This is a genomic window from Micromonospora sp. NPDC003944 (assembly GCF_053605225.1).
In genome coordinates, this window is the sequence record NZ_JBSGIV010000047.1 from 16,198 (window position 1) to 35,858 (window position 19,661).

A 19,661-nucleotide genomic window follows, 5' to 3' on the forward strand; every position below is an offset into this window, starting at 1 on the left:
TGTCCGAGGTGGGGGAAACTTCGATCGCCGGGATCACCGGTCCCGCACAGCCTGCCACCTCCCCAGGATCACCGCCTCATCCGCCGGGTCGAGTCCACCATGCCGGACGGCCGCCGGGTGCGCGGCCATCCAGGACGCGGTCGCCCGAACGGTGTCGGCAAGCGGCCGGATCGTCAGCCCGGCGTCCAGGGCCGGCCTGACGTCCCTGTCCATCAGGCCACCGGTCTCCGGCAGTCGCACCCAGAGCGGCAGCGCCCGCTCCCCCGACCACTCGTGCACGTCCTGGGACAACAGGAACTCCTGATCGACCCAGGTGAGGACCGGATCGGCGACGCCCAGCCCGGCGGCCACCCCGGCCAGCAGGTCGGCCCGGGACATCGCCGGACCGCTGCCGTCGTACGTGCCGCCCAGCCGGGCGCCGGCGGCGTGCAACAGCCACCGCGCCAGGTCGGCGACGTCCACGAACTGCACCCGGTCGGTCGAGTGTCCGGGGGCCAGCACCTCGCCACCGGCCGAGAGCCGCCGCACCCAGTACGGGAAACGGTCGCTCGGGTCCTCGGCGCCGACGATCAGCCCCGCTCGGCAGATGAACGAACGGTCCACGCCGACCCGCTCCCGGACCAACTCCTCGATGCTCACCTTGCACTCGCCGTACCAGCGGTGGTCCGGGCCGACCGGACCGTCCACGTCCGCCGGGGCCGGCTCCAGCAACGGCGCGTCCGCGGCGGTCTGGCCCGGGGTGGTGTGGTCCGCGTACACCGAGACCGTCGAGACGAACGACCAGTGGCCGACATGGTCGGCGAGGGCGGCGAGCGCGTGCCGGGCGTGGCTGATCTGGCGGGTCACGTCGACCACCGCGTCGAAGCCCTCGGCGGCGAGCGGGACGAGCGCCTGCGGATCGTCGCGGTCGGCTGCCACGAAGCGCGCCCCGGCCGGCACCGCGCCGGACACGCCCCGGGCCGCGCAGGTCACGTCGTGCCCCTGCTCGACGGCGAGGTGCGCCGTGGCCCGACCGAGAAACCGAGTGCCACCGAGAATGAGGATCTTCATCCGCCGATCCTGCGCCCCCGACGCCCCAAGAACCCAACCAATCTGCCCACGGCAGACCGCGATCAAGAAACCCCGCCGCTCCCGCGTCCCCGTGCTGCCCCACACTCTCCCGAACATCCCTTTGCTCTGCACCCGTATGCGCACCACCTACCGCCCCCCGTGCACCGAGCGTGACTGTCGCTTCGGCGGGTGCAGAGCAAAGGGGAGTTCTCGCGGCGATGGACCCCGAGCGCGGGCTCCCGCCGACCACCGACCACGAGCGCTGGTCGGCGCGGTGGACGGTAGGGGTATTAGCGTGAGGCGCATGGTGGAGCGGAGCGTGTTGGTGACCGGGGGTTCCGGCGGGCTTGGCGGGGCGGTCGTCACCGCGTTCGTCGAGGCGGGCTGGCGGGTGGTCGTACCCGAACGGAAGGCCCGGCCCGGGTCGGAGCCGGCGGCGGCCGGCGTGGTCCGGGTCGTCGCGGACCTGGCCGAACCGGCGGGCGCGGCGCAGGCGGTCGAGGCCGCCGTCGGGGAACCGGCGGCGCCACTGCGCGCGGTGGTCAACCTCGCCGGGGGGTACGCCAGCGGCGGGCTGGTGCACGAGACCCCGGTCGAGGAGTTCGAGCGGATGCTCACCGTCAACCTGCGACCGACCTACCTGGTCACCCGGGCCGCGTTGCCGCACCTGGTGGCGTCCGGCGGCGGCGCGGTGGTCTGCGTCTCGGCCCGCGCGGCGGTCGCCCCGTTCCGCGGCGCGGCCGGCTACTCGACGGCCAAGGCGGCGGTGCTGGCCTTCGCCAACGCGGTCGCGGTGGAGTACCGACCGCAGCACGTGCGCTGCAACACGGTGCTGCCAAGCGTCATCGACACCCCGGCGAACCGGGCCGCCCAGCCCGACGCCGACCACTCCCGGTGGGTGACCCCGGAGGAGATCGCGCCGGTGATCCGGTTCCTCGCGTCGCCCGAGTCCGCCCCGACAAGTGGAGCCACCGTGCCGGTCTACGGGCGGGCCTGAGCCACCACCGGGCCGAGGTCGTCACCGGGTGGCGGGGACGGCGGCAGCCAGGTCTCCAGGTGCGCCTGGATCTGCTCGGTCACCTCCTCGGCCGGGCGGCCCGCGTCCACGAGCACGAAGCTGGGGTACTCGGGCAGGGTCCGGTAGGCGGTGTCGGCGGCGGTCAGCCACCCCATCGTCTCGTGGTCGGTGCCGCGTTCCTCGATGCGCCGGTACGCCTCCGCCGGGTCGACGGCGAGCAGGAAGGTCACCTGCGGCGTCGGGAACAGCCGGTAGCCGGCCCGGGCGAGCCGCTCCCACCGCTGCCCGCCGTTCGCCCTGATGCTCGCGTACTGGCAGGCCGAGTAGCGGTCCATCACCGCTGTCCGGCCGGTGAGCAGGCAGCTGACCAGGGCGACCGCGATGGCCAGCCAGCGCAGCACCGACTCCACCGCGAGTACGCCGTCGCGCCCGACGAGCCGTTGCGCGTCCGGCCGGCCGAGCCGGTTGGCGAGCCGGCCGAGCCAGCGACGGCCGCTGGCGTTGCGGCGGTACATGGCGGGGCGCCCGGCGGCGGTAAGCGCGTCGGCCAGCCGGTGTGCCTGAGTGGTCTTGCCCGAACCGTCGATGCCGATCAGGGCGACGGTGCGCAATCGGGCCTTGCGTCGTCGCATCCCCGATGGTCTGGCCACTCTCCACAGGTTATCCGACCGCCGCACTTCCTCCGCGAGGTTCGTGGTGTTTCATCCCTGTTGACGCCCGAGCGCGACACCCGCAGGTGTGGACGACCGGAATGCCGGGTACCGGAGTTGGAAATCCAACCGCCGGTCCACCAACACGACGACGGGAGAACCAGATGGCTGAGCGCGGGGACGAGAGTCTGGTGCACACCCTCAAGAAGGTCGCCGCCGTGCTCAAGCAGTCCGAGATTCCGTTCGCCCTGGGCGGCAGCTTCGCCGTCTACGCCCACGGGGGCCACTCCAGCGACCACGACGTCGACTTCCTGATCCGGGAGACCGACGTGGACGAGGCGCTGGAGGCTCTGGTGGCCGCCGGCTTCGTCGCCGAGCGCCCGCCCGAGGACTGGCTGGTGAAGGTCTTCGACGACGGCCGGATGGTGGACCTGATCCACCGGCCGATCGAGACGCCGGTGACCGAGGAGACGTTCGCCGACACGGTCGTCCGGCCGGTGGACGCCATCCACATGCCGGTGCTGTCCGCCACCCAGCTGATGGTGCACAAACTGCTCAGCTTCTCGCAGCACTACTGCGACTTCGCCCGTGGCCTGCCGCTGGCCCGCTCGCTGCGGGAGCAGATCGACTGGGAACGGGTACGCAAGGAGACGCAGCACTCGCCGTACGCCGAGGCGTTCCTGGTGCTGCTGGATCGGCTGGAGGTGGTGCCGGCCGCCGGCACCCAGCCAGGAGAGGGGACATCGTGACCCACCATCGCGACATCGACACCGGGCCACCGGACGAGTACGTCGAGGCGGAGATCCAACGGTTGCTCGTCGAGGACCCCGCCGTCGCCGAACAGGGGATCACCGTGGTTCGGCGGGAACGCGCCCTCGTGCTCTACGGCGAGGTGGAGAGCGCGCACCGGCGGGAGGAGATCCTGCGTCTGGTGTCCGAGCGTTTCCCGGACGTTCCGGTCACCAGCGACATCGGGGTGATTCGCGCCCAGGCGCCCACGCAGATCGAGCAACTGCCCTGAGGGAGGTTCCATGGTGATCCGCATCGCCGCAGTGGGCGACGTGCATCTGGACGAGGACGTGGTCGGCCGGTTCCGACCGGCGTTGGAGGAGCTGCCGGAGTGCGCCGACGTGCTGCTGCTGGCCGGCGACCTGACCCGGCACGGCACCGAGGCCGAGGCGCGCTGCGTGGCGGAGGAGTTCGGTGGGTTGGCCGTGCCGGTGGTGACCGTGCTGGGCAACCACGACCACCAGTGTGACCAGGTGCCGCAGGTGGTCAAGGTGCTCGAAGACGCGGGCATCACCGTGCTCGAGGGCAACGGTGTCGTGCTCGACTGCGCGGGCGGCCGTCTCGGCATCGCCGGCGTCAAGGGCTTCGGCGGCGGGTTCGCCGGGCGGTGCGCGAGTGACTTCGGCGAGCCGGAGATGAAGGCCTTCGTGCGCACCACCACCGAGAGCGCGGACAGTCTCGGCGCGGCCCTGCGCTCACTCGACTGCGACATGCTCGTCGCGCTCACCCACTACTCACCGGTCCCGGACACGCTTGCCGGAGAGCCGCTGGAGATCTACCCGTTCCTGGGGTCGTACCAACTGGGCCAGGCGATCGACTCGGCGCCGACGGCGCTGGCCGTGCACGGGCACGCGCACGCCGGCACCGAGCGCGGCACGACCCCCGGAGGGGTACGCGTACGCAACGTCGCGCACCCGGTGATCAAGCAGGCGTACAGCGTCTTCCACGTCGGCGATCAACTCGACACGGACCAGGTTTCCCCGATCGGCCAGTCGGGTAGTCAGAGGTCATGGAGCTGATTCTCTGGATTCTCGCAGTCGTACTCGTGGTCGCCGGCATCCTCGCGCTGTTCCGCCGGCAGATCCTGTGGGGCATCGTCCTCATCGTCGTCGGGCTGTTGGTCGGCCCGGGTGGTGTCAGCATCTTCAATTAGCGTTCGCAGCCGAAAACACCGGGACCCGCCGGGGTCGCCGCGACCGGAGCTTCGTCCTCCCGACAGGAGCACCGGCCGCGGCGATCCCGGCGCTTTGTGTGCCTGGGTTTGGGCGGTGAGTGTGCGGAAATATCTCGACCATGGAGATATCTCGGGACTGGGCCCCGTGGCACCTGTCGATCTGGCGGCTGAACTCCTGACCGACAGGTCCCCGGCGGCGGTGCCCGCCGGGGACCGTGGCAGTTGCCGGGTCAGCAGCGGGGCACGCCGGGGATGTACCCGTCGGAGCCGGTGTACACGTACGCGTCGGCAATGTAGCGGCCGGAGCCGATCCGGTCCCAGATCGAGCTGGTGCCGTACGTGCCGGTGACCGTGGTGCCACTGGTCTGACAGGCGATCGTCACCCGGGTGCCGTCGGCGACGGTGCCCACCGAGGCGTACCCGGTGCCGGGGCCGGAGCGCACGGTCAGCGGGGTTCCGCTGGTGTCGACGGTGCCGTTGCCGCTGCCCGAGGAGCACCCGTTGTCACTTGTGTAGCTCTTGGTGCCCCAGTACAGGCCGAGAGTGCCGTTGAAGCGGACCTGGATGTCGGCACCGTTGAGGCGCTGCTCGTAGTGCAGGTGCGGGCCGGTCGAGCCGCCGGTGCTGCCGACCCAGCCGAGCACCTTGCCGTACCCGACCGTCTGCCCGACCGAGACGTTGAAGCCGTTGAGGTGCGCGTAATAAGTGCTGTAACCGCCCCCGTGGTTGATTCGGACATATTTGCCGTAGCTGGTGCCGCCCAGGTCGGTCACCCGGTCGACGGTGCCGGGCGCGCTGGCCACCACCGGGTCGCCGAGGTCGTCGGTGCGGTTGAAGTCGACGGCGTACGCCGGGCTGTGGTCCGACCGGGTCTGCCCGGACCAGGACTGGCCGCACGGGAACGGCACCTTGAAGGTCGGTGCGGCCAGCGCGGGGCTCGCCGGCGCCAGCGCTCCCCCGACGAAGAGACCCGTCACCAGCAGGCTGATCCACCGCTTTCGCATACAGCTCCTCCTATGTCGAAAACCTTCGATCCGGTGTGCTCAGCCTGACAGATATCGTCAATCTTCGAAAGAGTCCCCAGCATGTCCCGGGAGCGCGCCCACCAGGCAGCTCGCAGGTTTCCGGATTGTTACTCGCTCGTGTCTGACAGGGGGTGGACCGGGCCGGATGCAAGCGCTTACATGTGTGCACGCCCAATCGGACCGGCGACGGGTCACCAGCACGACCGCGCCGGCTAGGAAGGAGGACGGCATGGCGGTCTTTACCAGACCACGCCAGGCCTTCGTGATCGCCGGCGTACTCGGGTTGGCGTTCAGCGCCACCGCCTGCGGTACCGGCGACGACAAGAAGAGCAGCAAAGCGGGCTCCGCGGAGTGCGCCGCATACGAGAAGTACGAGGGCCACGACGGCAAGAAGGTCTCCATCTACGCGTCCATCCGTGACGCCGAGGCGGACCTGCTGGAGCGCTCCTGGTCGCAGTTCACCGAGTGCACCGGCATCGAGATCGACTACGAGGGCAGCGGCGAGTTCGAGGCGCAGCTCCCCGTCCGGGTCGACGGTGGCAACGCCCCCGACATCGCCTTCGTGCCGCAGCCGGGCCTGGTGAAGCGCTTCGCGGACGCCGGCAAGCTGAAGAACCTGAGTGCCGAGACCAAGGCCCTCGCCGAGCAGAACGTGCCGGCCGACTGGCTGAAGTACGGCACCGTGAACGGGACGCTCTACGGGGTGCCGCTCGGCGCCAACGTGAAGTCCTTCGTCTGGTACTCGCCGAAGACGTTCAAGGAGAAGGGCTGGGAGGTTCCGACCACCTGGGACCAGCTCATCGCCCTGAGCGACAAGATCGCCGCCAGTGGCGTGAAGCCGTGGTGCGCGGGCGTCGAGTCCGGTGACGCGACCGGCTGGCCGGCCACCGACTGGATCGAGGACGTGGTCCTGCGGACCCAGGGTCCCGAGGTCTACGACCAGTGGACCACCCACGCCATCCCGTTCAACGACCCGAAGATCGTCGACGCGGTCGACCGCGCCGGCAGCATCCTCAAGAACGAGAAGTACGTCAACGGCGGCTTCGGCGGCGTCAAGAGCATCACCACCACCGCCTTCCAGGAGGCGGGCCTGCCGGTGACCACCGGCAAGTGCGCGATGCACCGACAGGCGTCGTTCTACGCCAACCAGTTCCCCGAGGGCACCAAGGTGGCCGAGGACGGCGACGCGTTCGCCTTCTACTTCCCGACCATCGACCCGGCCAAGGGCAAGCCGGTGCTGGGCGCCGGTGAGTTCGTCGTCGGTTACGCCGACCGTCCCGAGGTCCAGGCCGTGCAGACCTACCTCGTCTCGGCGGAGTACGTGAACAGCCGCGCGAAGCTCGGCAACTGGGTCACGGCGAACAACAAGCTGGACATCGCCAACGTGGCCAGCCCGATCGACAAGCTCTCCGTCCAGATCCTCCAGGACAAGACGGGCACCTTCCGCTTCGACGGATCCGACCTGATGCCGGCAGCCGTCGGCGCGGGAACGTTCTGGAAGGGCATGGTCGACTGGCTGAACGGCAAGCCGACCGCCCCGGTGCTCCAGGGCATCGAGAGCAGCTGGCCTAAGTGATCCCGGCGGTGGCCCGGTCCGCGTTCGCGGGCCGGGCCACCGGCCGAGGTGGACCCGGAAGGGAGGGTTGATGAAGTTCGACTTCGCCGATCAGCAGCCGAAGTTCCTCATGCTGATGTACGGGCTGGTCGCCTTCGTGCTGGTCGTGGGCGGTCTGCTCCTGTTGCTCGACGTGGTGCCGGCCTGGTTCGCCCGTCGGCGGGAGGCCCAGCTCGTCGCCGCCTCCGTGGGCGGGGGCCCGCTGCCCCGCCGACGCAAGCAGCGGGAAGGGCTCTTCGCGTTCTTCTTCCTGCTGCCGACGCTGCTGCTGCTCGTCATCGGCCTGGTCGTGCCGGCCATCCGCACCACACTGCTCTCCCTGATGGACGGGAGCAGCACCAACTGGGTGGGCCTGCGCAACTACGGCTGGATGTTCTCCGACGACTCGATCGTCCGGGTCCTGATCAACACTCTGGTCTGGGTGCTCCTGGTCCCGCTGGTGGCGACCGGCTTCGGCCTGATCTACGCCGTACTCGTGGACAAGGCCCGGTTCGAGGCGGTGGCCAAGTCACTGATCTTCCTGCCGATGGCCATCTCCTTCGTCGGCGCCAGCATCATCTGGAAGTTCGTCTACGCCTACCGGGGTGACGGCGACCAGATCGGCCTGCTCAACCAGATCGTGGTCAGCCTCGGCGGTGAACCGAAGCAGTGGCTGCTCGAGTCACCACTGAACACGCTGCTGCTGATCGTCATCATGGTCTGGATCCAGGCCGGTTTCGCCATGGTGGTGCTCTCCGCCGCGATCAAGGCGATCCCCGGCGACATCGTCGAGGCCGCCCGGCTCGACGGCGTCAGCCCGTGGCAGATGTTCTGGCAGATCACCATGCCGAGCATCCGTCCGGCGCTGATCGTCGTGGTGGTGACGCTCACCATCGCCACGCTCAAGGTCTTCGACATCGTCCGGACCTCGACCAACGGCAACTACGACACCAGCGTGATCGCCAGCGAGATGTACAACCAGGCGTTCCGGTACGGCCAGAACGGGCAGGGTTCCGCGCTCGCGGTCTTCCTCTTCATCCTGGTCATCCCGGTCGTGATCTACCAGATCCGCAACCTCCGTCAGCAGCGGGAGGGCTGAGATGACGACCGCAACGCCCACCGTCGCCGCCGGTTCCCAGAAGACCGACGGCACCCCGACCACCACGGCCGGCCGGGTCCGCAAGCGGTTGAACAGCCGTACCGCGACGCTCGTCTCGATCGTCATCGCGGTGGTCTGGACGATCCCGACCTTCGGCCTGCTCGTCTCCTCCCTCCGACCGGAGGACGAGATCAAGACCACCGGTTGGTGGACTGCCTTCACCAACCCCCAGTTCACGTTCGAGAACTACGAGCAGGTCCTGTTCGGGCGGTCGGCGTCCTCCGGGCAACTCGCCGGTTCCTTCATCAACTCGCTGGCGATCACCATTCCGTCGGTGCTCTTCCCGCTCGCCTTCGCGTGCCTCGCCGCGTACGCGCTCGCGTGGATCAACTTCCGTGGCCGGGACTGGGTCTACATCGCGATCTTCGCGTTGCAGATCGTGCCGTTGCAGATGGCCCTGGTGCCGCTACTGAAGTTCTTCTCCACCGGCGTCACCCTCGGCGGCGTCACCCTGATGCCGGCCTGGGATCTGGTCGACGAGCAGAAGTTCGCCCAGGTGTGGTTCGCGCACACCTGCTTCGCGCTTCCGTTCGCCGTCTTCCTGCTGCACAACTTCATCTCGCAACTGCCGGGTGACCTGATGGAGGCGGCCCGGGTCGACGGGGCCACCCACCCGAAGATCTTCCGCACCATCGTGCTGCCGCTGATCACCCCGGCGCTTGCGGCGTTCGGCATCTTCCAGTTCCTCTGGGTCTGGAACGACCTGCTGGTGGCGCTGATCTTCGCGGGTGGCGGCAACGAGACCGCCCCGCTCACCGTCCGGCTCGCCGAGATGGCCGGCACCCGGGGCAACGAGTGGCAGCGCCTCACCGCCGGTGCGTTCGTCAGCATCGTCGTACCGCTCATCGTGTTCCTGTCCCTGCAGCGCTTCTTCGTGCGAGGTCTGCTCGCCGGCAGCGTCAAGGGCTGACCCGCGCGCCCGCCGCCGCCTGGCCCCTCGGGCGGCGGCGGGCGCTCCGGGCACCGAGCGGGGGAAACCGTGACGAGGATCGATGATGTGGCCCGGCTGGCCGGAGTGTCCACGGCCACCGTCTCGCGGGCGCTGCGCGGACTGCCGACGGTCTCGGCCGCCACCCGGCGTCGGGTGCTCGCCGCCGCCGAGCAACTCGACTACGAGGTCTCACCGAGCGCGTCCCGGCTCGCCGGCGGCCGGACCGGCACGGTCGCGGTGGTGGTCCCCCGGATCACCCGCTGGTTCTTCAGCACCGTCGTCGAGGCGGTCGAGGAGTACCTCTACCAGTGCGGCTACGACCTGCTGCTCTACAACCTGGGCGGCCGGGAGCAGGTCCGCCAGCGGGTCCTGCGGACGGCCAACCTGCACAAGCGGGTGGACGCGATGATGCTCGTCGCCACGCCACTGCGTCCGGCCGACCTGACCGCGCTGGCCACGCTCGAGTTGCCCGGAGTCACCATCAGCTCGGGCAGCAGGGTGCCCAACTGGCCGTGCGTACGGATCGACGACGTCGCAGCCGCGCGAGCCGCCACCCGACACCTGATCGACCTCGGCCACCACCGGATCGCCCACATCTCCGGCGACCCGGACGACGAGTTGGCCTTCACCACCCACCTCGACCGACGCCGGGGTTACCAGGCGGCGTTGCGCTCCGCGGGCCTGCGACCCGACCCGACCCTGGACATCGAGTCCACCTTCACCATCGACGGCGGCAACCGGGCCACCGCCGAACTACTGGCCCGCGGCGAACCACCGACCGCGATCGTCGCCGCCTGCGACGAGATGGCGATGGGCGCGATGACCGCGCTGCGCGACGTCGGGCTGCGGGTGCCGCAGGACGTCAGCGTGGTCGGCATCGACGACCACGACCTCGCCGGGGTGCTCGGGCTCAGCACCGTCGCCCAGCCCGCCGCCGAGCAGGGCCGGCTGGCCGCCCAGATGCTGCTCGACCCGCTCGGGGCCCGACCGCCGGGCCCCATCGTCAGTCAACGGGGCGCCGGTTGCGACACTCCGGTGGTCCTGCCCACCCGGTTGGTGGTCCGGGACTCGACCGCGCCGCCCCGGGCACACTGAAATCCACACACCGCACCACGGGAGACGACCCTGAACACCGACCCGACGCAGCAGACCCCCTCCGGTCACCCGGCTACCGGCTGGTGGACCGAGGCCGCCATCTACCAGATCTACCCCCGTTCGTTCGCCGACTCGGACGGGGACGGCATCGGTGACCTGCCCGGCATCACCGCCCGCCTCGACCACCTGGCCGAGCTGGGCGTGGACGCGGTGTGGCTCTCTCCCTTCTACCCCTCACCGCAGGCCGACGCCGGCTACGACGTGGCCGACTACCGGGACATCGACCCGCTGTTCGGCACCCTCGCCGACGCGGACAAGCTGATCGCCGAGGCCCGGTCCCGCAACCTGCGGGTGATCGTCGACCTGGTGCCGAACCACACCTCGTCGGCGCACCGCTGGTTCCAGGCCGCGCTGCCGGCCGCGCCCGGCAGTGCGGAGAGGTCCCGGTACATCTTCCGGGACGGCCGTGGCCCGGTCGGCGACCAGCCGCCGAACGACTGGCAGAGCGTCTTCGGCGGTCCAGCCTGGACCCGGATTGTCGACGCCGACGGGCAGCCCGGCCAGTGGTACCTGCACCTGTTCGACACTGGGCAGCCGGACCTCAACTGGGACAACCCGGAGGTGCACGCGGAGTTCCTGGACGTGCTGCGGTTCTGGCTCGACCGCGGGGTGGACGGCTTCCGCGTCGACGTGGCGCACGGCCTCATCAAGCAGGCCGACCTGGCCGACTGGCAGGAGCCCCAGGAGATCCTCTCCGGCAACGAGGGCGACAAGCCCCGCCCGCCGATGTGGGACCAGGACGGTGTGCACGAGATCTACCGGCAGTGGCGGCAGGTGCTGGAGAGCTACCCGGGTGAGCGGGTGCTCGTGGCCGAGGCATGGGTGGAGCCGGCCGAGCGGCTGGCCCGCTACGTCCGCCCGGACGAGATGCACCAGGCGTTCAACTTCGAGTACCTGCTCGCCGCGTGGACCGCACCGGCCCAGTACGCGGTGATCACCCGCTCGTTGGAGGCGACCGACTCGGTCGGCGCGCCGACCACCTGGGTGCTGTCCAACCACGACGTGGTGCGGCACGCCTCCCGGCTCGGCCTGCCGATCGGCACCGTACGCCCCAACGGCATCGGCATCGGCGACCCGCAGCCGGACGCCGCACTCGGTCTGCGGCGGGCCCGGGCGGCCACCCTGCTGATGCTCGCGCTGCCCGGCTCGGCGTACCTCTACCAGGGCGAGGAGCTGGGGCTGCCCGAGCACACCACGCTGCCCGACGAGGCCCGGCAGGACCCGACCTGGGCGCGCAGCGGGCACACCCAGCGGGGCCGGGACGGCTGCCGGGTGCCGATCCCGTGGGAGGCCGACGCCCCGTCGTACGGCTTCGGGCCGACCGACGCGAGCTGGCTGCCGCAGCCCGCGCTCTGGGCGGAGTACGCGCTGGACCGCCAGCGCGACGTGCCCGGCTCGACGTACGAGCTGTACCGCACGGCGCTGCGGCTGCGCCGCGCCCACGGGCTGGGTCGCGGCACCCTGGAGTGGTTGTCCTCCGGCGACGAGGTGCTGAGCTTCCGCAATGGTGAGCTGAGCGTGCTGACCAACTTCGGCGCCGCCCCCGTGCCGGTGCCGGCCGACGCCGAAGTGCTCGCCAGCAGCGCCCCGCTCGACGACGACGGCGCGGTCCCGACCGACGTGACCGTCTGGCTGCGCACCGCCTGACCCACAACCGACCGACCCGCCCCGGCAAGCGACGCTCCCAGGGCGGGTCGGTCGACGTGGAGCGGCCCGCTGTAGAGCTGATGTCGTAGACGATTCACCGACTTATGTCGGGACAGAAAGTGCAAGATCGCGGAGACGGGCGGCTCGGGTTCATCGATCATGGAGTTGTGGTGCCGGATTGATGCCCAAACAGGTGATTTGTCGCCCACCACAAGTCCATGATCGACCCGGGCGGCGCGGGGCGTGGATCTTGTGGTCAGAGGCGGTCGGCTCGGGTGTGTAGCAGGTCGTGCACGTTCTCGATGTCCGCCGGTGAGGTTCGCGACGCCAGCCAGTACATGACACCCGTCGGGATGAAGAAGAGCTGGAACGCGGCCAGCCCGACGGCGAAGTTCAGCGGTGGGGGGAACGTCGTTCGCAGGGCCTGGAAGGCCACCCCGACCAGCCCGTTGCCGGCGGCGCGACCGACCCCGTTGACCAGATTGCCCAGGCTGTAGACGGTGCCGCGGTGCTCGGGCGGGTTGACGTCGGCGATCAACGCGAACCAGTTCGGCGAGTTGGCCGAGGTCAACGCGAGCGCCACGATCGCGGTGAGCAGGCTCAACCCGACCGAGGGTTCGGTGAAGACACTCGCCAGCACCGCGCCGACCACCGCGCCGCCGCTCGCGCCGTCCGGCACGTCGATGGTCACCGGCACGAAGAACAACACGAGGTAGAACGGCAGCGCGGCGAGGATGCCGACCGAGGCGACGAGTGCCCGCCCTCGCGGCGTACGCCGTTGCACCGCGTCGCCGATCAGCCCACCCACGATGGACAGCACCCCACCGAGCTGGAACAGGGTGGCGAAGACACTGCCCACCACCACGGCCGTCGACGTCGAGTAGCCCTGGGCTTCGGCCCGTTCGGCGAAGAGCACCGGCAACCAGACCAGCGAGCCGAACGCGGCCTGCGCGGTCAGGCCCTGCAGGATCAGCCACCTGTTGGTCCGCCGGGCCAGGATGCGCGGCAGGTCGGCGCGGCTGATCCGGTAGTCGTACTCGGCACCGGCGTCGAGCCTGCCGGCCAACTCCGGCTCGCTCTCGCCGCGCCGGATGTCGTAGGTGAACAGGTAGGCCACTGTCGCGGCGAGGCCGACGCCGGTCAGCAACAGGAACGGGCGGCGCCAGTCGGCAGCCCCGAGCAGCCCGCCGACGAGCGTGCCAGCAAGGGTCCCGACCCCCTGGGAGAGCCCCCAGAAGCTCATCACCAGCCCGCGCCGGGTCGGCGAGATCAGGTCGGTGACGACGGAGAAGCCCACCGAGCCGACCGCGCCGAGGCCGATCGCCGCGACCAACTGCGCGGCCAGGAACGTCAGGTAGCCGCCGGCAAGCGCGCTACCGCCGGTGCCGGCCGCCCAGAGGAGCGTGCCCACCATCAGCAGTGGCTTGCGGTTGGTCCGGTCCCCGACGTACGCCCAGCCGACCGCCGCGACCGCGCTGACCAGGAAGCTGACGGCGGTGACCACGCCGAGCAGCCGCCCGGACACGTCGAACGCGTCGGAGATCGGGCCGTACAGCGGGGGGACCAACCCGATCGCCACGTTGTCCAGCGAGGCGAGCAGCACGAACACCACCACGCTGTACAACCGGTGCGCCGGGCCACCGCCCCGACCGTGCGGGCGCAGGTGGGGCCCGCCACTGGTCACCGTCATGACCGGCAGCCAACCAGACTGCGTGCAGGCGGTCGTCACGCGGGTGGGTGCCGGTCACCGCCGACCGGCACCCACACGTGTCGATTCCGACGCTCAGCGCCGGTCGAGCACCAGCCCGCGCGCCGCGGCGTACTGGTCGCGGACGGCGGGGACGGCAGGTGCCGCGTACTCCTCGGTGCCCTCGACCGCCCAGACCGGCGGCGCGGCACCGCCCAGGGCGACCCAGGCGGCCTGGCGGGCGGCGCCGTCGGCGACGTACTCGCCGGCCGGCGGGACCACGACCGGGCAGCCGAAGACCTGCGGGGCGATCTGGCGCACCGCCGCCGACCGGGCCCCGCCGCCGACCAGGATGACCCGGCGGACGGTGGCGCCCTGTGCGGTCAACGCGTCCAACCCGTCGGCGAGCGCACAGAGCATGCCCTCCACGGCGGCCCGGGCCAGGTGCGCGGGGGTCGACGTGCGCAGGGTCAGGCCGTGCACCGCGCCGGTGGCGAGCGGTCGGTTCGGCGTCCGCTCGCCCTCCAGGTAGGGCACCATGACCAGCCCGTCCGCCCCGGCCGGCGCGGAGAGCGCCAACTCGGCCAGCTCGTCCAGGTCGACGCCGAGCATGGCGGCGGCGGCGTCAAGCACCCGGGCGGCGTTGAGCGTGCAGACCAGGGGCAGGAAACGGCCGGACGCGTCGGCGAAGCCGGCGACAGCGCCGCTCTCGTCGGCGGCCGGCACGTCGGCGACGCTGAACACGGTGCCGGAGGTGCCGATCGAGACGACCACGTCACCGGGGCCGGCACCGACGCCCAGCGCGGCGGCGGCGTTGTCTCCGGTGCCCGCGCCGAGCAGCGCTCCACCCGGCCCGCCCAGCTCGTCGGCGAGCTTCCCCGCCGACTCGTCCGGACCGAGCACCTCGGGCACCACCAACCGCCGACCGAAGCCCCGCTCCAGCAGGTCCAGTCGGTAGTCGCCGGTGGCCGGGGACCAGTAGCCGGTGCCGCTGGCGTCGCCCCGGTCGGTACGCAACGCACCCAACCCGGGCGCACCGGCCAACCGCCAGGTCAGCCAGTCGTGGGGCAGGCAGACGGCGGCCACCCGGGCGGCCAACTCCGGTTCGTGCCGGGCCAGCCACCGCAGCTTCGTGATGGTGAAGCTGGCCACCGGAACGCTGCCGGTGGCCTCGGCCCAGAACCGACTCCCGGCCGCACCGCCGCCGGCCTCCTCGACGAGGTCGGCGGCGGCGTCGGCGGATCGGGTGTCGTTCCACAGCAGCGCCGGGCGGACCACCCGGCCGTCCTCGTCGAGGCACACCATGCCGTGCTGCTGGCCGGCGACGGAGATCGCCGCCACGTCGGCCAACCCACCGGCCTGGTCGACGGCGCTGCGCAGCGCCTGCCACCAGGCTTCCGGGTCGACCTCCGTGCCGTCGGGGTGCGGGGCCCGACCCTGCTGGAGCAGGGCGCCGGTCTCCGCGTCCCGGATCACCACCTTGCAGGACTGGGTGGACGAGTCGACGCCTGCGACGAACGGCATGGCGGCGGCCTCAGCGGGCGCCGAGCAGGTGCTCGACGGCGAGCTGGTTGAGCCGGACGAAGGCGAAGCCCCGGGCGGCCACCGCGTCCACGTCGACGTCCTCGAACGCGGAGCGGTCGGCAAGGAACTCCTCGTACCCCTCGCCCTCGCCGAGCGTCGGCGTGCTCAGCTCGCCGACCTTGCTCGCGGCCAGCGCCTCGACCACCTCGGGGTCGGCGCGGAAGGCCGCCGCGCGCTCCTTGAGCAGCAGGTACGTGCTCATGTTGGCCGCCGCGGAGGCCCACACCCCGTCCATGTCCTCGGTGCGCGACGGCTTGTAGTCGAAGTGCCGCGGCCCGTCGTAGGTCGGCCCGCCGTCGGGGCCGCCGTTCTCCAGGAGATCCACCAGGGCGAACGCGTTCATCAGGTCGCCGTGGCCGAAGACCAGGTCCTGGTCGTACTTGATGCCGCGCTGGCCGTTGAGGTCGAGGTGGAACAGCTTGCCCTGCCAGAGCGCCTGGGCGATGCCGTGGGCGTAGTTGAGCCCGGCCATCTGCTCGTGCCCGACCTCCGGGTTGAGGCCGACCAGCTCCGGGTGCTCGAGCTGCGAGATGAAGCCGAGCGCGTGCCCGATGGTGGGCAGCAGGATGTCGCCGCGCGGCTCGTTGGGCTTGGGCTCGAGCGCGAACCGCAGGTTGTAGCCCTTATCGATGGAGTACTGGGTGAGCAGGTTGACGGCCTCGCGGTAGCGGTCCAGGGCGGCCTGGACGTCCTTGGCGAGGTCGTACTCCGAGCCCTCGCGGCCACCCCACATGACGAAGGTGCTCGCGCCCAGCTCGGCGGCCAGGTCGACCTGACGCAGCACCTTGCGCAGCGCGAAGCGGCGGACGTCGCGGTCGTTGCTGGTGAAGCCGCCGTCCTTGAAGATGGGGTGGGTGAAGAGGTTGGTGGTGACCATGGGCACCACCAGGCCGGTCTCGTCGAGGGCCTTGCGGAACCGGGCGATGTGCTGGTCGCGGGTGGCCGCGTCGGCACCGAACGGGATCAGGTCGTCGTCGTGGAAGGTGATGCCGTACGCGCCCAGCTCGGCGAGCCGGTGCACCGCCTCGACCGCGTCCAGCTCGGGGCGGGTGGCGTCACCGAACGGGTCGCGGGCCTGCCAGCCCACGGTCCAGAGGCCGAAGGAGAACTTGTCGGCGGGGGTGGGACGGGGTGCCATGAGCGACCTCCGGGGTGGTGTTGTCAGGTATTTGTTCAGCGATTGAATTATTTGCCCACCCTATGGCAGTGTCAAGGGGTGAGCCTCACCCACGCCCCGGCCGGCGCGGTCCGTCAGGGCAGCCTCCGCGAGCTCAACCTCGCCCTGGTGCTCGGCCGGATCGCCACGGCCGACCGACCCCCCTCCCGAGCCGACCTGGCCACCGCCACCGGCCTGACCAGAGCCACCGTGTCCGCCGTGGTCGAGGACCTGCTCGCCGGCCAGTTGGTGAGCGAGTCCGACCCCGCGCCCCGCTCCGGCGCCGGCCGCCCGGCACGCGGACTGGTCCTGGCCGATCAGGGGCCGGCCGGGCTCGGCCTGGAGGTCAACGTCGACTACCTGGCGGTCTGCGTGGTGGACCTCGCCGGGCAGGTCCGGCACCGCACCGTGCACCGGGCGGACCTGCGCCCGGTGGCCCCCGCCGACGCCCTGGCCCGGCTGGTCGAGCTGGCCGGGGCGGCCCGGGAGGACGCCGCCAACCAGGGCCTCACCCTGGTCGGGGCCGCTCTCGCGGTGCCCGGCCTGGTGGACGACGACGGGCTGGTCCGGCTGGCCCCGAACCTCGGCTGGGCCGACGTGCCGGTGCCCGCGCTGCTCGCCGAGCACCCACCGCTCGTCGAGGAGGTGCCCGGCGTCCCGGCGTTGGTTGTCGACAACGAGGCGAACCTGGCCGCGCTCGGCGAGCTGCACGCGCGGCCACCCGGCCCGGCCAGTTTCCTGCACATCTCCGGAGAGGTGGGCATCGGTGCCGGCATCGTGCTCGACGGGGCCCTGTTCCGGGGCGTACGCGGGTGGAGCGGCGAGATCGGGCACCTCCCCGTCCACCCCGAGGGGCGACCCTGCCGCTGCGGCGGGCAGGGCTGCCTGGAGCAGTACGCCGGTCAGGAGGCGATCGTGACCGCCGCCGGGCTGGCCCGGGCGGAGCTTCCGGCCGACACCGCGACGGCCCGGCTGGCCGAGTTGGCCGAGGCCGGCGACGCCGCCGCCCTACGGGCGCTGCACGAGGCCGGCACCGCGCTCGGTGTCGCGGTCGCCGGTGTCGTCAACCTGCTCGACCTGGACACCGTGGTGCTCGGTGGCGGTTACGCGGCGCTGGCGACCTGGCTGTGCCCTCCGGTGCTCACCGAGATCGACGCCCGGGTGCTCACCGCCGCCTGGTCACCGGTCACGGTCCGGCCGTCGACGCTCGGCGCCGAGGCCGCCGCGGTGGGCGCCGCCGGATCGGTGGCCCGCCGGATCATCGCCCAGCCCGCCGGCTGGCTGGCTCGCGCCGGCTGATCGCCACCCACGCCGTGGGCCGCTGTCGGGGAGGATCGGTACCCTTGCTGTCAGGCAACGATCCCCGGTGAGGAGTCGAGTAGCAGCATGCGCACACGTCGTCAGACGCGGGCCGGCGTCCGGCGGTGACCACGACCCGGCAACCCGGCGGCACCCCGCTGCCGGCCGATGAGCGGTTGGCCCGCGAGCTGCTCGACGGGCTCGCCGAGGCCGTGCTGACGACAGACGGGGCCGACCGGGTCACCCTGGTCAACGCCATGGCGGCCGAGCTGATCCCGGAGATCGCCGCCGGCACCGAGCTGGCCCGCTGCCCGGTTGCCGCGCTGGCCCGGGCGGTCGCCGACGGGTCGGACCGCTTCGACGCCGACCACCACGGCCGGCGACTGCGCGGCGTCCGGCGGCAACTCAGCGGCTCCCGGTGGGCGTGGTACGTCCGCGACGTCACCGAGGAGCACGCCCGCGCCGACGCCCTGCTCGCCGAGCGCTCCCGCACCGCGTTCCTCGCCCAGGCCGGCAGCCGGCTGGCGCTGACCCTGCACCGGGACGAGGTCCTCCGGGCCGCCACCACGCTCGCCGTTCCGTACCTGGCCGACGTCGCCGTGGCACTGCCCCGACCGACCCCACCTGCCGAGCCGCACGCCAGGTGGATCCGGTACGCCGACGGCGAGCGGGCCCCGGTCACCGGGCTGGCCAGCCCCGCGCTGACCGGCGCCGTTCCCGGGCTGGCCGAGGCGCTGACCGGCGACGGCGCCGAGTCGGGCCCTATGCCCGGCACCCCGCACGCCGACCTGGCCGAGCTGCTGCCGCCGGGGTTCGGCCCCGTCGGCACGGTGCTGGTCAACCCGCTGCTCAGCGCCAGCGGGTCGGCCGGTGCGCTGCTGCTCGTCCGCCGACCCGGGCGGGGCGGGTTCGACAGGCGCGACGCGGAGCTGGCCCGGGAGTTCGCCGCCCGCGCGGGAGCCGCGCTCGCCACCGCCGACCTGCACGGTGAGCAGGCCCACCTGGCCCGGGTGCTCCAGACCAGTCTGCTCCCGCCCGAGCTGCCCGTCGTACCCGGCGTGACCATGGCCGGCGGTTACCGGGCGGCGGGCGACACCCTGCGCATCGGCGGCGACTTCTACGAGGTCTTCCCGCACCCGCGCGGTGCCCTGTTCGCGGTCGGCGACGTGTGCGGCAAAGGGGTGGGCGCTGCGGTGCTGACCGGCCGGGTCCGCCAGTCGTTGCAGACGCTACGGCTCGTCGAGCAACGACCACTGGAGCTGATCCGCCTGCTCAACCAGGCGCTGTTCGACGCGCCGGACGCGGCGCGGCGCAGCCAGCTCACCACCCTGCTGCTCGGTTCTCTGGACCGGGAGTCGGCCGGGCTGACCGTCCGGATAGCCGGCGGGGGACATCCGGCGCCGCTGCTGGTCACCGCCGACGGCACGGTCACCGCGGTGCCGGTGGGTGGCATGCCGGTGGGGGCGCTGCCGGCCGCACGGTTCACCGAGACCCGGGTGCACCTCGATCCGGGCGACCTGCTGCTCGCGTACACCGATGGGGTGACCGAGGCGCGCGGGCCGCGCGACCCGGCGAAGTTCGGCGAGGCCCGGCTGCGCGCCGCGCTCGTCGCGGCGGCCGGGCAACCGCCGGCGGCACTCATCGACCGGGTGCTCCGGGCGGTGGACGACTGGCTCGACGGGCAGGCCCACGACGACATCGCGATGCTCGCGGTCAGCGCCTCGGCGCCAGCATGACCGACAC

At 71.7% G+C, this 19,661-nt stretch carries 18 protein-coding genes; 12 read left to right on the top strand and 6 right to left on the bottom strand.

Going from position 1 to position 19,661, the window contains the following annotated elements; translation table 11 throughout:
* Positions 1–33: 33 nt before the first annotated feature.
* Entirely contained in the window at positions 34–1,050 is a 1,017-nt protein-coding gene (locus ACWER9_RS22160) for an NAD-dependent epimerase/dehydratase family protein (protein WP_452303640.1), read from the bottom strand.
* 304 nt (positions 1,051–1,354) lie between these two features.
* On the opposite strand from ACWER9_RS22160, the gene ACWER9_RS22165 reads away from it, so the two are divergent.
* The gene (locus ACWER9_RS22165) at positions 1,355–2,047 is read left to right on the top strand and encodes an SDR family NAD(P)-dependent oxidoreductase (protein WP_452303641.1); all 693 of its coding nucleotides are present in this window, start codon (positions 1,355–1,357) and stop codon (positions 2,045–2,047) included.
* Here ACWER9_RS22165 and ACWER9_RS22170 read toward each other — a convergent pair.
* Entirely contained in the window at positions 2,032–2,700 is a 669-nt protein-coding gene (locus ACWER9_RS22170; RefSeq protein WP_452303674.1) for a thymidylate kinase, read from the bottom strand. The two genes, ACWER9_RS22165 and ACWER9_RS22170, sit on opposite strands and share 16 nt — an antisense overlap.
* 182 nt (positions 2,701–2,882) lie before the next feature.
* Between ACWER9_RS22170 and ACWER9_RS22175 the strand changes: the two genes are divergently transcribed.
* From ACWER9_RS22175 to ACWER9_RS22190, 4 genes are read left to right on the top strand one after another with little or no spacing between them, the layout of a single operon-like run.
* Complete coding sequence (locus ACWER9_RS22175; RefSeq protein WP_452303642.1) at positions 2,883–3,467, top strand: nucleotidyltransferase; 585 nt, start codon at positions 2,883–2,885, stop codon at positions 3,465–3,467.
* The gene (locus ACWER9_RS22180; protein ID WP_357357659.1) at positions 3,464–3,739 is read left to right on the top strand and encodes a hypothetical protein; all 276 of its coding nucleotides are present in this window, start codon (positions 3,464–3,466) and stop codon (positions 3,737–3,739) included. Before ACWER9_RS22175 ends, ACWER9_RS22180 begins: the two co-directional genes overlap by 4 nt.
* Positions 3,740–3,749: 10 nt before the next feature.
* Positions 3,750–4,526, top strand: coding sequence for a metallophosphoesterase family protein (locus ACWER9_RS22185; protein ID WP_452303643.1), 777 nt, complete (start codon positions 3,750–3,752; stop codon positions 4,524–4,526).
* A complete protein-coding gene (locus tag ACWER9_RS22190; RefSeq protein ID WP_007464364.1) occupies positions 4,517–4,660 on the top strand; it encodes a GPGG-motif small membrane protein in 144 nt (47 codons plus the stop codon). The genes ACWER9_RS22185 and ACWER9_RS22190 overlap by 10 nt, the downstream gene beginning before the upstream one ends.
* Positions 4,661–4,911: 251 nt before the next feature.
* Here ACWER9_RS22190 and ACWER9_RS22195 read toward each other — a convergent pair whose 3' ends face one another.
* Positions 4,912–5,685, bottom strand: a complete 774-nt coding sequence (locus ACWER9_RS22195) for a peptidoglycan DD-metalloendopeptidase family protein (protein WP_452303644.1) — start codon at positions 5,683–5,685, stop codon at positions 4,912–4,914.
* Positions 5,686–5,935: 250 nt separating this feature from the next.
* Between ACWER9_RS22195 and ACWER9_RS22200 the strand changes: the two genes are divergently transcribed.
* The 5 genes from ACWER9_RS22200 to ACWER9_RS22220 all read left to right on the top strand — a co-directional run bounded on the left by ACWER9_RS22200 (position 5,936) and on the right by ACWER9_RS22220 (position 12,192).
* Complete coding sequence (locus ACWER9_RS22200) at positions 5,936–7,282, top strand: ABC transporter substrate-binding protein (RefSeq protein WP_452303645.1); 1,347 nt, start codon at positions 5,936–5,938, stop codon at positions 7,280–7,282.
* Between the two features lie 70 nt (positions 7,283–7,352).
* Positions 7,353–8,399, top strand: a complete 1,047-nt coding sequence (locus ACWER9_RS22205; RefSeq protein WP_452303646.1) for a carbohydrate ABC transporter permease — start codon at positions 7,353–7,355, stop codon at positions 8,397–8,399.
* A gap of 1 nt (position 8,400) precedes the next feature.
* Positions 8,401–9,369, top strand: a complete 969-nt coding sequence (locus ACWER9_RS22210) for a carbohydrate ABC transporter permease (RefSeq protein ID WP_452303647.1) — start codon at positions 8,401–8,403, stop codon at positions 9,367–9,369.
* A gap of 69 nt (positions 9,370–9,438) precedes the next feature.
* Complete coding sequence (locus ACWER9_RS22215) at positions 9,439–10,485, top strand: LacI family DNA-binding transcriptional regulator (RefSeq protein ID WP_452303648.1); 1,047 nt, start codon at positions 9,439–9,441, stop codon at positions 10,483–10,485.
* Positions 10,486–10,515: 30 nt separating this feature from the next.
* On the top strand, positions 10,516–12,192 hold the full coding sequence (locus tag ACWER9_RS22220; RefSeq protein ID WP_452303675.1) for a glycoside hydrolase family 13 protein: 1,677 nt from the start codon (positions 10,516–10,518) through the stop codon (positions 12,190–12,192).
* Between the two features lie 256 nt (positions 12,193–12,448).
* On the opposite strand, the gene ACWER9_RS22225 is transcribed toward ACWER9_RS22220, so the two are convergent.
* The 3 genes from ACWER9_RS22225 to xylA form a co-directional block, all read right to left on the bottom strand.
* A complete protein-coding gene (locus tag ACWER9_RS22225; RefSeq protein WP_452303649.1) occupies positions 12,449–13,882 on the bottom strand; it encodes an MFS transporter in 1,434 nt (477 codons plus the stop codon).
* Between the two features lie 93 nt (positions 13,883–13,975).
* Positions 13,976–15,403: a xylulokinase gene (xylB, locus tag ACWER9_RS22230; protein WP_452303650.1), complete on the bottom strand. Its 1,428-nt coding sequence runs from the start codon at positions 15,401–15,403 to the stop codon at positions 13,976–13,978.
* Positions 15,404–15,413: 10 nt separating this feature from the next.
* Complete coding sequence (gene xylA, locus ACWER9_RS22235) at positions 15,414–16,601, bottom strand: xylose isomerase (protein WP_452303651.1); 1,188 nt, start codon at positions 16,599–16,601, stop codon at positions 15,414–15,416.
* Positions 16,602–16,679: 78 nt separating this feature from the next.
* Here xylA and ACWER9_RS22240 point away from each other — a divergent pair, with 78 nt between their 5' ends.
* Positions 16,680–17,918, top strand: a complete 1,239-nt coding sequence (locus ACWER9_RS22240; protein ID WP_452303652.1) for an ROK family transcriptional regulator — start codon at positions 16,680–16,682, stop codon at positions 17,916–17,918.
* Positions 17,919–18,043: 125 nt separating this feature from the next.
* Positions 18,044–19,654, top strand: a complete 1,611-nt coding sequence (locus ACWER9_RS22245; protein WP_452303653.1) for a SpoIIE family protein phosphatase — start codon at positions 18,044–18,046, stop codon at positions 19,652–19,654.
* Positions 19,655–19,661 lie beyond the last annotated feature (7 nt).